This window comes from Arthrobacter sp. MDB1-55 (assembly GCF_059092925.1).
In genome coordinates this window covers 645,970-658,091 of record NZ_JBNHID010000003.1, presented here as the reverse complement: position 1 = coordinate 658,091, position 12,122 = coordinate 645,970, and the positions used below count along the sequence as shown (strand labels likewise).

The window sequence follows — 12,122 nt, the reverse complement described above, 5'->3', positions numbered from 1 at the left end:
CGGTCCCATTCCGAACCCGGAAGCTAAGACCCACAGCGCCGATGGTACTGCACCCGAGAGAGTGTGGGAGAGTAGGACACCGCCGGACAACACTTAGGCAAGGGCCTCACCAGTGATGGTGAGGCCCTTCCTGCTTTAACCACAACCCACCAACCACACTAAAGTCGCAGTATGGACAGCCTCTTTTCGCACGGCAACAGCAATGCTGAGCCGAATCCCGCCGACTTCAGTGCAGCGCCGGCAGCCCTCGTCGCAGAAGTGACTGTGCCACAGTCCCGTGAGGATTCCTTTGCTGGTTTCATGGACGGAATCCACTTATGGTGGCCTGCGGACCAAACCCGGTTCGGAGAGGGAACACATCCGGAGTTCACCGACGGGACGCTGTTCGAGGAAGACCCCTCGGGTCGCTCAGCATTATGGGCGACGCTGATCGAACCCGTGTCGGAAAGCGGGCTTGAGTTGGCGTGGCACCATCAAGGCAATCCACACCTCTCGAGCCATGTCTCTATCTCGTTCCTGGAGAACGGCCCGGTTACGCAGGTCAGGGTCGTTCACAATGGCTGGGCCGACGGTGAGCTGGGCCATGAGCAGTCAGATGCTGCGCCCGACTGGGTCGCTGCTTTAGCGCATTACCGGCGTTTCATGGGCGGTGCTGCATGACCCAGGACGGCGAAATGCGCACTACCGCCACCCTGTTGGAAGAACTGGTCAGCGGGGTGGATCCTGCGCGGTTGCTCGTAGACGAAGGGTCACTCGCCAGCTACTCGCGGGATCAGGGCCCCGTAGCGGTGCCGGCACAACCTGGAGTCGTTGTGCTGGCGGAGACTGTTGACGAGGTACAGCACGTAATGAGGTGCGCGTTCCGTTTGGGCGTTCCGGTGGTTCCGCGCGGGAAGGGCACGAGCCTGTCCGGCGGTGCACATGCCCTTCAAGGTTGTGTTGTCCTGAGCCTCGAGCGGATGAACCGCATCCTTGACGTTCGTCCCGAGGATGAGTTGGCCGTCGTGGAGCCTGGGGTAATCAATGCTGACCTAAACCTTGCGGCCGCTCCTCATGGCCTCATGTATGCGCCCGATCCTGCAAGCCATGCCATCTCCACAATCGGCGGGAACGTTGCCACCAACGCGGGTGGACTCCGATGCGCGAAGTACGGGGTGACGCGCGACTCCGTGCTCGCTCTGGACGTCGTGCTTGCTGACGGCACGCTCATCCATACCGGGCACGCGTCGTTCAAGGGTGTGGCCGGGTACGACCTGACGGCACTGTTTGTCGGTTCGGAAGGAACACTGGGGGTCGTCGTTGGCATCACAGTGCGGCTGAAGTATCTTCCTGTGCAAACGCAGACCCTCGCCGCCTTCTTCGCTGATCTTCCGGCTGCAGCCGCGGGCGTTCTCGCGATCGGTGCGGCGCGGGTCCAGCCAGCCATTCTCGAGCTTCTCGACGGCAATACGCTTCAGATCCTCGATTCAGCGTTCAAGTCGGATCTCTCGTCCAGGGGTGGCGCGCTGCTACTCGTCCAGACCGACGGGTTCGGCGCGGAGGCGGAGGCCGCCGTCGTGCGCGAGGTTCTCACCCGCGCGGGTGCGGCGGTCGATACGGAGGACGGCACCGAGGCCGCCACCCTTCTCGACCTGCGCAGAAATGCGCGGGGTGACGGGGTCGACGACGACTTCCGGGTGGGTGAGGACGTCGCCGTCCCACGCTCCCAACTGGTGCACTACGCTGCGGAGCTCGAGCGGCTTGCGAGGGAACACGATGTGCGGCTGCGCCTGGTCGCACACGCGGGCGATGGGAACCTGCATCCCACCTTTTGGGTTCCCCGCGCTGAGGGGGCAACGGGCATGAACCGCCTGCACGTCGCCCTGGACGAATCCGTGCGCGTCGCGCTGACCCTGGGCGGGACGATCACCGGTGAGCACGGGGTCGGACAGTACAAGCTCCGGTGGCTCGCGTGGGAGCAGGCTCCCGAGGTGCTCGCGCTGCAGCGGCGGATCAAGGAGGTCTTCGACCCTCGCGGAATACTGAACCCGGGCAAGGCAATTCTCTAGGGACGCCGGAGCACTTTCGCCGTGATTCGCGGGTAACCGCTGGTGCCCTATGGATAGACTGAAAGCAGCAGCGCCGCGGCGGGTGCCGGTGGCAATCACACTTGAGAGATGGGGAACAATCGTGTCAGATAACACCACGGGTCAGCCCGGCCACAACGGCGGCCAGGATGATGCATCCCGCTACCCCGCAGGACAGCAGTGGCAGCAGCCGACGTCGGCGGACCAGCCGTATGGGCAGCAGCCTTCGTCCCACCAGCCGTACGGACAGCAGCCTTCGTCCCACCAGCCGTACGGGCAGCAGCCCTCATCGGACCAGCCGTACGGGCAGGCGCCGGTCGGCTACGGGCAGGGTTCGCCCTACGGCACACCGGGAGGGTACGGCGGGGGTTACGGCCAGCCCGCTGAGAACCCCGGCAAGACGCTCGGCATCGTGGGTCTGATCTGTGCCATCATCTGGCCCATTTCGATCGTCGGTCTGATCATCTCGATCATCGCCATGGTGAAGTCGCGGAAAGCGGGAATGGGCAACGGCTTTGCCCTCGCAGGCATCATCATCGGCGCTATCGGCGTGATCACGGGCATCATCGCGATCGTCGGCCTCATCGCGCTGATACCTTTCTCGCAAGAGGTCGTCGAATTCTGCCAGACCGCGGGCCCCGGTGTTCAGGAGTTCCAAGGCCAGGAGATTGACTGCAGTCAGCTGGTTCCGTAAGCGGGAAGAGATAGCAGGCTGGCCTACACAGCAGAGCGTCCGCGGATCGGGGTATTAGCCCTGAACCGCGGACGCTCTCCTCATTTTGAGGAACTGTGCCTGCGATGCTCAGCTGCCCTCCTGCGCTCCTCCGCTGATGATGTCAAGCGTCTTGGTGTCGGCGGTCAGCATGATCGCAGCTTCGTCGCGACGGTGCCGCAGTACGGAGTCCAGGTAGGACTGCACGGCTTCAGCGAGCGGAACGTTCCGGTCCTGCTTCTCTGACATATACCACCGGTGCTCAAGCACCTCATGAACCACCTCAGCGGGCTCGAGCTTCCCGCCCAGCTCACGGGGGACAGCCCGGACGATGGGCTCAAAGACCTGCGCCACCCACTGGTGGGCGCTGATCTCCTCATCCAGGCCGGGGCTGTTGTCTGCCCGATAGGCATCCATGTCATTGAGCAGGCGCCTGGCCTGGTTCTCCTGGGCGTCGATCCCGGTGAGACGGATGAGGCGGCGGCTATGGTGGCCGGCGTCGACCACTTTGGGTTGAAGCTGAATCTGCGACGTCTCGGAAACGGTCTTGATGGCGTATTCTTCGACGTCGAAGCCGAGTTCATTCAGGCGGCGGATTCTCGCGTTGACGCGCCATCGCTCGCCCAGTTCAAAGGACTCCTTGTCCGTCAGCTCGGCCCAAAGCCTTCGGTAGCTGTCCATGATGAGTTCGCTGGTGGCCAGGGGGTCCACCTTCTCCTCGATGAGGCCGCCCTCGGCGAGGTCCATGAGCTCGCCCGCGATGTTGACCCGGGCGATCTCGAGGTCGTACTCACGTTGCCCGGTGGAGAGCTCAGGGTAGAGCTCCCCGGTCTCCGCGTCCACCAGGTAGGCGGCGAAAGCACCGGCGTCGCGCCTGAAGAGTGTGTTGGACAGCGAGACGTCGCCCCAGTAGAAACCGATGAGGTGAAGGCGCACGAGTAGAAGCGCCTGGGCGTCAATGAGGCGCGTCAGAGTGTCCTTCCGCAGCATCTGGGAAAACAGTGCGCGGTAGGGCATGGAGAACTTCAGGTGACGGGTAACGAGAACCGGGTTGAGGTCCTCGCCGTCGGCCGTCTGACGGCCCGAGATGACGGCGACGGGCTCGACGCAGGGAACATCGAGTCGCTGCAGTTTGCGCAGCATGTGGTATTCGTGCCGGGCGATGTGCTCGCTGGTTTCCTTCACGGCAATGACGGAACCACCCAAATGGGCGAAACGGACGATGTGCCGGGAGATGCCGCGCGGAAGCGCGGCGAGATACTCCGCGGGCCATTCCTCCAGTGCAAGGTGCCACGGCAGGTCCAGCAGCTCGGGATCGGTTGCGGCCGCGGTGATGTTGAGCGATCCCAGTGATCCCTCACCAAGGGCGTTCCTCGAGCGGGGCAGTTTGCCGGGCTGATCGTAATCCGTCGGCTCGTGATGCCAGTTGGCTTGGTTCGAATCAGTCATATGTTCCGTCTGTCCTAACAACAACGATGGCCCCCGTCGGTTGAGTTTACCGTCAACCAACAGGGGCCACCGCGGGATGTGTCTAACCGCTCAGTGGGTCAGGACGTTACACATGGTCCGCCAGGCGGAGTCCATCCTTGGTGTCGAAGAGGTGCACGTGGCCCTTCTCGGGGCGCACGTAGACGGTATCGCCCTTCATCGGAGGACGGCGTCCGTCGACTCGTGCCACGATGTCGTGGTCCCGGCTGTTGAGGGTGGTGTGGCCGTAGAGGTACGCGTCTGCGCCGAGTTCCTCAACGACGTCGACCTCAACCTGCAGGCCTTCACCGGCGGGAGCGAGGGCGAGGTCTTCGGGACGGACACCCAGCGTGACGGTGCTGCCGTGTGCGTTGCCCAGCACATCGCGGGGAACCGGGTAAGTGGTGTCACCGAACTGTACGCCGGCCTCCGTGGTGGGAAGCTCGAGCAGGTTCATGGCGGGGGAGCCGATGAAGCCGGCCACGAACACGTTCTTTGGGCGCTCGTAGAGGTTGCGGGGGGTGTCGACCTGCTGAAGGATGCCGTCCTTCAGAACAGCTACGCGGTCGCCCATGGTCATGGCCTCGACCTGGTCGTGCGTCACGTACACGGTGGTGACTCCGAGGCGCCGGGTCAGCGAGGCAATCTGCGTACGAGTCTGAACGCGCAGCTTGGCGTCGAGGTTCGACAGCGGCTCATCCATGAGGAAGACCTGGGGGTTACGGACGATGGCGCGACCCATGGCAACACGCTGGCGCTGACCGCCGGAAAGAGCCTTCGGCTTGCGGTCCAGGTAGTCCTCGAGATCGAGCAGCTTGGCGGCTTCACGGACGCGCTGAGCACGTTCCTCCTTGGAAACGCCCGCGATCTTCAGGGCGAAGCCCATGTTGTCGGCAACGGACATGTGCGGGTACAGCGCGTAGTTCTGAAAAACCATCGCGATGTCGCGGTCTTTCGGGGGAACGTCGGTGACGTCGCGGTCACCGATCAGGATGCGTCCGGAGTTGACGTCTTCCAGGCCGGCCAGCATGCGGAGGGAGGTGGACTTTCCGCAACCGGAGGGTCCGACGAGAACGAGGAATTCGCCGTCTGCGATCTCGATGTTGAGCTTGTCTACGGCGGGCTTCTCGGTGCCCGGGTACAGGCGAGTAGCCTGGTCAAACGTTACCGTTGCCATGTTTTTCTTATCCTTTTCACGGGCAGGTACGTGCCCGACGATCCGTTGTGAATGGAAAATATTCAATTGAAGCGATTCACAGCGACGGAGGCCGAGTGGGACCCGCCGTGAACTGCGTCACAAGATAAGAGTATGCACGAAGTCAGGCGGAGACGCCAGCAGTACGGAGTGTTACAAGTTCCTGAAGCACCTGAACGAGCTGCTCGGGTGAAGTGATGCGGTATTCCGCAGCGGTATCGCCGTCGCCTACCTTGATGCCGACATCAGGCGCGGTGAGAGTCTTCAATGCATGCTCATCGGTGACATCATCACCCGCGAAGATTACCGCTGTTGCGGCGGTCAGCTCGCGCAGGGACTGTAGCCCCCGACCCTTGTCCGCCTGCACGACGGAGAGTTCAAGGACGTTCTTCCCGTTGCTCAGATGCACACCATCCACGGCTGACAGGGCGGTGCGCGCCGCCGTCGTCGCTGACTCTGCTGTCTCGGCGTCAGCGGTCCTGGTGTGCAGAACGACGCCGGCCGGCTTCAACTCGAGCAGCGTGCCCGGGTGTATGTCAACTACCTTCTGCACAGCGTCCGTGGCCCGACGGAGAATCTCCGCCTGTGACGCGGTCAGTTCAAGCGGAGCGCCATCCGGGCCGGTCCATGTCTCCGCTCCGTGGCTTCCGATCAGCAGGGTTTCCGGTTCAGGAGAGGCGACCGAGCGCAGACTCTCCAGCGCGCGCCCGGAGATGAGCGCCGTCGTCGTGCGTGGAAGTTGCGCCAGTTCACGCAGCGCTGCCGCTGACCCCGGCAGCGCGCGTGCGTCCTCTGCGCGGTCAACGAGCGGTGACATGGTGCCGTCGAAGTCGAGGGCGACCAGAAGGGTGTCTGTGGCGGCTGCCGTAGCCAGCGCGGAGAGCAGTTCAGGACTGAGTGACTCAGACAAGGAGTTCCTCCCGGGCACCGTTCTGCAGTTCGGAAAGGAACGCTTTGGACCAGCGCTCGACGTCGTTCTGAAGCACCTGCCGGCGCATGACCCGCATCCGTCGGCCGGCCTCGGTGGGAGTCATCTCGAGCGCCGAAAGGATGGCGCTCTTCAGTCCGTCGATGTCGTGCGGATTGACGAGGATGGCCTGGCGCAGGGTGTCCGCTGCCCCGGCGAACTCGCTCAGCACCAGCGCGCCGCGGTTGCCGGTACGCGCAGCGACATACTCCTTCGCGACCAGGTTCATTCCATCCCGCAGCGCAGTCACGAGCATGACGTCCGCTGCGAGATACAGCGCGACCATCTCCTCCACGGGGTAGCTGTGGTGGAGATAGCGGATAGCGGTGTTCGCGATGGTGTCGTAGGTGCCGTTGATGCGGCCGACGGCGCCTTCCACCTCTTCCCGCAGCAGCCGGTACTGCTCCACACGTTCCCGGCTGGGGCTCGCGACCTGAATGAGCGCAGCGTCCTCAACCTTGACGAGCCCGTCGGCAAGGAGCTCCTCGTACGCCTTCAGGCGGTGGCCAATGCCCTTGGTGTAGTCGAGGCGGTCAACGCCGAGCAGGATGTGCTTGGGATTCCCAAGCTCACGCCGGATCTCCTTCGAGCGTTCGATGATGTCCGGGCGGTTCGCCAGGTCGACGATGCGCTGGACATCGATGGAGATGGGGAACGCCTCTGCCCGCGACACGTAGTCGGGTGAACCGTCGACGCCCCTCACCTGAACCTGTTGCTGGCGGACTGCCAAACCCAGGAAGCGGCGTACGCAGCGCAGGAAGTTGCTGGCGTCACTCGGCCGCTGGAATCCGATCAGGTCCGCGCCGAGCAGGCCCTCGACGACCTGGCGGCGCCACGGGAGTTGCGCGTAAATCTCGAGCGGAGGGAACGGAATGTGGTTGAAGAAACCGATCTTCAGATCCGGCCGCGCCTCCCGGAGCATCTTGGGAACGAGCTGGAGCTGGTAGTCCTGCACCCACACTGTTGCGCCCTCGGCAGCGATCGACGCGGTCTCCGCAGCGAATCGCTCGTTGACCTTGCGGTACGAGTCCCACCAGTGCCGGTGAAACTCAGGCGGCGCGATGACGTCGTGATAGAGCGGCCAAAGGGTTGCGTTGGAGAAGCCCTCATAGTAGAACTCGACCTCGTCCGCGCTCAGGGGCACGGGAACGAGCCGGATATCGCTGTGGTCGAAGGATTCAAGGGTTTCATCTGCCGCGCCATGCCAGCCCACCCATGCGCCGTCTGCCTTCTCCATCACGGGAGCGAGCGCGGTCACCAGACCGCCGGGTGACCGCCGCCAGGTGCCGTTTCCGTCGTCGTCGTTCACGCGGTCAACCGGAAGCCGGTTGGACACAACAATGAATTCGAACTCACCGTACGTGGTGTCACCTGGTTGCATACTGTCTCCCCTGACGATGGTAGGCCTACTGATGACTTTAGCCGGTCGGGAAGGGGAGCTGCGCGGCTGCGGAGAGGGCGGGGGAGTCACCTAAAATGGTGTGAAGACGCAACCGATGTGGAACAACGAGGACTGATGACGCCCAGCACACCCAGACCCAGCAAAGCCCAACGGAAGTCGGAGGCGCGCGAGCAGGCGCGGTTGGTGATGGAGGACCGGCAGCGACGGGAGAAGCGCGCGTCGTTCCTCATCAAGTGGGGTGTTGTTGCGGCGGTAGTGGCGATCCTCGTCATCGTCGGCCTCATCGTCGCTGGGAACATCCGCACTCAGGTGCCCGACGCCGGTGCCGCTCCCGCGCACGGAAACGAACACGGCGGCATCGTGCTTACGTCCACAACGGAACTTGCGCCCGCCACGGTGGACTCGGTCGACGTCGCCTCCCTGCCCGAGGAAGCACCGAACCCCGCGGATCTGCCGCCGGGCGTTGCTGCGTCCGGCGCGGATGAACCCGTGCAGGTTGTCGCCTACGTCGACGTCAACTGCGTGCACTGCGCCAACTTTGAGCGGACGCATGCGGAGCAGATCCAGACGTGGCTGGATGAAGGTGCCATCACCTTCGAGTACCGGAACGTCGCATACCTGGACCCCAATTCACAGACCAACTATTCGTCCCGCGGTGCCGCCGCGCTCGCCTGTGTCGCAGACACTGCGCCTCAGGCCTACTGGGACTTCTCAGCCGCTCTGTTCGGCAACTTCGAAAACGGGGAATTGTCCGACGTCGAACTTGCCGACATGGCCGCGACCGCAACTGCCGGCGACATCTCCGCCTGCCTCGAGGAGGACACCTTCCGGCCATGGGTGAAGTTTGGAACGCAGGCAGCCGAGACTTACGGCATCACTGGTACGCCCACAGTGTTCGTGGACGGCGAGGAAGTCCCGGACGCGGTGAGCGACTTCGCCACGGTCGCGCAGGAGAAGATCGCGGCGAAGAGCTAGCTGATTTCCTGCCGACCGCGGCGCTGGGCTAATCTTGTGTAGCGCTGTTGAAACCGAAACGACGACGACGGCGCGGGCTGGCTCAGCCAGCATGCCTCCTTAGCTCAGTTGGCCAGAGCACCTGTCTTGTAAACAGGGGGTCGCCGGTTCGAATCCGGCAGGGGGCTCCCACACAAAAAACCCCTCCTGACCGGGTATGTCCTGGCAGGAGGGGTTTTTTCGTGCGCGCCTGACGGCGCATCGAAGTCAGCCGACGAGGCGCTTGGCCCGCTCAACGGCCTTGCGAAGTTCGTCCTGTTTGGTCTTGCGCGAGAGCGACTGCGGCCCGACACCGGGCGCCTTGATAACGGTGACGCGGGGCACCCTGTCCTGTAGGTGCTTGTCCCAGGTCTGCTGCACGGCGTCGCTGCAGAGCAGCACCACCTCGAGACGCGGAAGAAGCCGCAGGACAGAGCCCAACGCCTTCGCTCCGGCTGTGCGGTTGTCCGCGTTGGGGTTGGGCGCGAGGAACGGGACCATGTTCCACATCAGGACGCCGTCATGCAAACCGGCGGAATCTCGTTCAATCCAGCAGCGCTCGGCCGAGCTGTCAGGGTTGTCGACTGACACGATGCCGGTGCCGCCTTCGGAGAACAGATCTTCCTGCGGGCGGTCGAGGACAAAGAGCACGCGTGCCTGGTCTCCGGCGTCTGCGGGGTCGAAGTGGGGGACGGGAGTCGACCGGGCGGCGGCATACGCGGCGCGCCACTGCTCCAGGCTTTGAACGTGCGGGGCGGTCGCCAGCATGGATCGGCGGTTCTCGAGGACCGCTTCGTCGGCCAGGGCTTGCGGATGGTCGAGGTACATACCTCCACTGTATCCGGGTGTGTTCACTTCGCCTGACGGAGGTGAGCTTCGCTACAGAGTCTGATCCACGTCAGGCGGGGTGGGAGTACTTCACTGCCGGAGGTCGAAATCCAAATCAAGGCATTCGGGATTGGACAGCTCCCGCCACGCCGAAGTGACCGCCGCCGTAGGTAGGGCGGCCGCAATGGGCATACGGTCAGCGTCGACAAGCTGAGCGAGGTCTAACCCGGTGAGAGCGGCGATGTCACGGATCGGGACCTGGAACGTGCGAAACGGACCAAGCGGGGGAGCGGCGTCCACCGCGCCGGGCCGTTCTATGTCGGGAAGCTCACGCAGCTGGGGCGTCTGATCCACCACGTAACCGGTGGCGGCAAGCCCGCCCTCATGAAGAAAAGCCGCCACCTTGAAGTACATGAGCGGGATGCCGGTTCCGCGGTACACCGGATCCCGATCGCTGAAAACCGGCCCCGTGAAGACAACCAGACGCCGGCCGTAGTCCGCAGCGTTATCCAGCAGGTAGGTTTCAAGCCCGAGCCACAGATCAAGGCTTTGATTGAATGCCGCGGCCTGTGGTGCTGCATTGGTGTAGAAAAAGGTGTCACTGTTGGCCTGCGCTGCTTCCGCTTGCGTCGCGCCCCACACAGCCGACGCCCGACGCACCAGATGCCCCCGGTCGATGTCATTGCGGGCGTAGAGCCCTGCGCCGGTCTGCATGCTCTCTCCCAATCTTGGATCGAGGCGCCAGTCGATGCCTGACCGGTCCATGTCCATCAGATGGGAACCATCGATGCCGAGCGCGGTGACCGCTGCGAGGCGTTTGTCACTGCGCATCAGTATGGAGAAGTGCGTGTAGGGCAACAGAGTGGTCTCGAGCATCGCCAGGGCGGGCACCGGCAGACCGATACCGAGAAACTCCTCGTCGAAGCCGGCTCGGTCGGAGAGATCGTCCGCTGTAAGGAACCGCGGCTCAGGCAAGGGTGCGTCCATTGGCGGAACCTATCACCGTCGAATGGACGCGAGATGAACGTTGGGCATCAACGCAGGTCAGGCTGCTCGTTCCCAGGTGACGCTGTGCCCCCAACCACCATGGTCGATGTCGATTGGCCGGCCGTCCTGGTCATGGCACGTGTCCACGGGCTCGCCGAACGCCTCACAGGTGGGGTCGGAACACCGCTCCGACCTGGTGCCCACGTACTCGTCCGCAAACTCGAGCTCCCACTGATCGACCTGGCATAATGCCCAGGCGTCCCCCTGGTCCGCAAGGTCGCGAAGTTCTTCGATGCTGTACCGGCGCCCCCGCTCGGGGTGGCGGACAGGTGTGGTCGGAGTGGTGTGGGAAGTGGCTGAAATGTTCATGCGCCCAAGGTACTGCGCGCCTCCGACATTTTTGAGGGATGGGTCAGGCGAGTCCCGAACCCGTCAGCTTTTCACCGGCTGCAGAGACGACTGCACAGCAACGACGTCCGCCCCATAGCGGGCGTCGTACGCGCTTTGCAGAGCTCCGTCGTCGTAAGTCACCGTGACAAAGAGGTAGCCGTTTTCAATCCAGGTCATGAGCACGTCAGGATCGCTCGATATGGTGGATTGCAGGTCAGCCAGTTCGCTTTCGGTCCCTGCTCCGGGATTCGTGGGGTCCGTCCTGGGATCGATGTTGGCGGGAGGATCGTAGAGAGCCAGCGGCGTCGGCGGCCGGGTGACCGTGAAGGTGGTGCCATCCCACCTGCCCTGGACAGCATAGGTTCCCCAGGTGACACCGTTCGCGCTTTCTGAAGCGTCAGCCTGCGTCCAATCCCAGCCGACGATCTCCGGGCCGGAACACTGCGGCGGATAGGACTCCATGACGGGTCCCAGGCAAAGCATTGCCGGCCCGTCACCGGTCGACAACACTGTTCCCTGGCCGATCAGCTCATCGGAAGCCGGTCGAGGTGAACCGCTGGCAGGACTTCCACCCGGTGAAGTCACGGCACCACAACCGGCCAGCAGCAGAGCGGTCAAGGTCAGCGGAAGCAGGATTTTCACCAGACCGACTCCAGATCAGCGTGTACGGCGGCCAGCAGTCGGTCCCTGTCGTGGATAACGTCAACCGGCCGCTCGCCGTGAAGTTCGCCGTTCGCCACAACGAACCATTGCAGGATGTGACGGTCTTTCCAGCCAGCAGCAAGGGCGATCTCCGCAACTTCGGCCATGACCGGCCGGACGATGCGAGCGGTCTTGTCGAACTGAAATCCCGGGTACAGAACGCGCCCTGCCTTGGTGGCAACACCGAGAATTCGGCGTTCCGCTGCCAGGCATCCGGCGGGGGGCCAATGGGGGCCGAGCAGGGCGTCGACATCGGATCCGCTCAGCAGCCCGAACTCCAGTTCGATCGCCACCCACCGCGCGCACGCGGCCCTGATGGAACGCGACACCGCGTCCTGATAAGCAGTCGCTTCACCAACGACTCGGGCTGAGCCGCTTCTCATAGGAACAAGGTACTGCTAGCGGCTGCTCAA

At 63.6% G+C, this 12,122-nt stretch carries 13 protein-coding genes, 1 tRNA gene and 1 rRNA gene; 6 read left to right on the top strand and 9 right to left on the bottom strand.

What is annotated here, in order from left to right:
- The 4 genes from rrf to AC5RU3_RS14670 form a co-directional block, all read left to right on the top strand.
- A 5S ribosomal RNA gene (gene rrf / locus AC5RU3_RS14685) occupies positions 1–88 on the top strand; the annotation flags it as partial.
- An 83-nt stretch (positions 89–171) separates the two neighbouring features.
- Positions 172–660, top strand: a complete 489-nt coding sequence (locus AC5RU3_RS14680; RefSeq protein ID WP_493966023.1) for an SRPBCC family protein — start codon at positions 172–174, stop codon at positions 658–660.
- A 14-nt stretch (positions 661–674) separates the two neighbouring features.
- Positions 675–2,048 carry an FAD-binding oxidoreductase gene (locus AC5RU3_RS14675; protein WP_493966022.1) on the top strand — a complete coding sequence of 458 codons (1,374 nt, stop codon included), beginning with the start codon at positions 675–677 and terminating at the stop codon, positions 2,046–2,048.
- A 121-nt stretch (positions 2,049–2,169) separates the two neighbouring features.
- Positions 2,170–2,760, top strand: a complete 591-nt coding sequence (locus AC5RU3_RS14670) for a hypothetical protein (protein WP_493966021.1) — start codon at positions 2,170–2,172, stop codon at positions 2,758–2,760.
- 108 nt (positions 2,761–2,868) lie between these two features.
- Here AC5RU3_RS14670 and AC5RU3_RS14665 read toward each other — a convergent pair whose 3' ends face one another.
- From AC5RU3_RS14665 to AC5RU3_RS14650, 4 genes are all read right to left on the bottom strand, one after another.
- A complete protein-coding gene (locus tag AC5RU3_RS14665) occupies positions 2,869–4,227 on the bottom strand; it encodes a DUF4032 domain-containing protein (RefSeq protein WP_309072459.1) in 1,359 nt (452 codons plus the stop codon).
- Between the two features lie 106 nt (positions 4,228–4,333).
- Complete coding sequence (locus tag AC5RU3_RS14660) at positions 4,334–5,422, bottom strand: ABC transporter ATP-binding protein (RefSeq protein WP_493966020.1); 1,089 nt, start codon at positions 5,420–5,422, stop codon at positions 4,334–4,336.
- 142 nt (positions 5,423–5,564) lie between these two features.
- Positions 5,565–6,350: a trehalose-phosphatase gene (gene otsB, locus AC5RU3_RS14655; RefSeq protein ID WP_309124494.1), complete on the bottom strand. Its 786-nt coding sequence runs from the start codon at positions 6,348–6,350 to the stop codon at positions 5,565–5,567.
- Positions 6,343–7,788: an alpha,alpha-trehalose-phosphate synthase (UDP-forming) gene (locus AC5RU3_RS14650; protein WP_493966019.1), complete on the bottom strand. Its 1,446-nt coding sequence runs from the start codon at positions 7,786–7,788 to the stop codon at positions 6,343–6,345. The genes otsB and AC5RU3_RS14650 overlap by 8 nt, the downstream gene beginning before the upstream one ends.
- A 135-nt stretch (positions 7,789–7,923) precedes the next feature.
- Between AC5RU3_RS14650 and AC5RU3_RS14645 the strand changes: the two genes are divergently transcribed.
- The gene (locus AC5RU3_RS14645) at positions 7,924–8,784 is read left to right on the top strand and encodes a DsbA family protein (protein ID WP_309072455.1); all 861 of its coding nucleotides are present in this window, start codon (positions 7,924–7,926) and stop codon (positions 8,782–8,784) included.
- A 93-nt stretch (positions 8,785–8,877) separates the two neighbouring features.
- Positions 8,878–8,951, top strand: a tRNA-Thr gene (locus AC5RU3_RS14640).
- 79 nt (positions 8,952–9,030) lie between these two features.
- Here the strand turns inward: AC5RU3_RS14640 and AC5RU3_RS14635 are convergent.
- From AC5RU3_RS14635 to AC5RU3_RS14615, 5 genes are all read right to left on the bottom strand, one after another.
- Positions 9,031–9,630 (bottom strand): uracil-DNA glycosylase family protein, encoded by a 600-nt coding sequence (locus AC5RU3_RS14635; protein ID WP_309070137.1) that lies wholly within the window; start codon positions 9,628–9,630, stop codon positions 9,031–9,033.
- 90 nt (positions 9,631–9,720) lie between these two features.
- Positions 9,721–10,617, bottom strand: coding sequence for a DNA/RNA non-specific endonuclease (locus tag AC5RU3_RS14630; protein WP_493966018.1), 897 nt, complete (start codon positions 10,615–10,617; stop codon positions 9,721–9,723).
- Between the two features lie 57 nt (positions 10,618–10,674).
- Complete coding sequence (locus AC5RU3_RS14625) at positions 10,675–10,986, bottom strand: hypothetical protein (protein ID WP_493966017.1); 312 nt, start codon at positions 10,984–10,986, stop codon at positions 10,675–10,677.
- Positions 10,987–11,049: 63 nt separating this feature from the next.
- The gene (locus AC5RU3_RS14620) at positions 11,050–11,649 is read right to left on the bottom strand and encodes a hypothetical protein (RefSeq protein WP_493966016.1); all 600 of its coding nucleotides are present in this window, start codon (positions 11,647–11,649) and stop codon (positions 11,050–11,052) included.
- Complete coding sequence (locus AC5RU3_RS14615; RefSeq protein ID WP_309070141.1) at positions 11,646–12,092, bottom strand: hypothetical protein; 447 nt, start codon at positions 12,090–12,092, stop codon at positions 11,646–11,648. The genes AC5RU3_RS14620 and AC5RU3_RS14615 overlap by 4 nt, the downstream gene beginning before the upstream one ends.
- Positions 12,093–12,122: the final 30 nt, after the last annotated feature.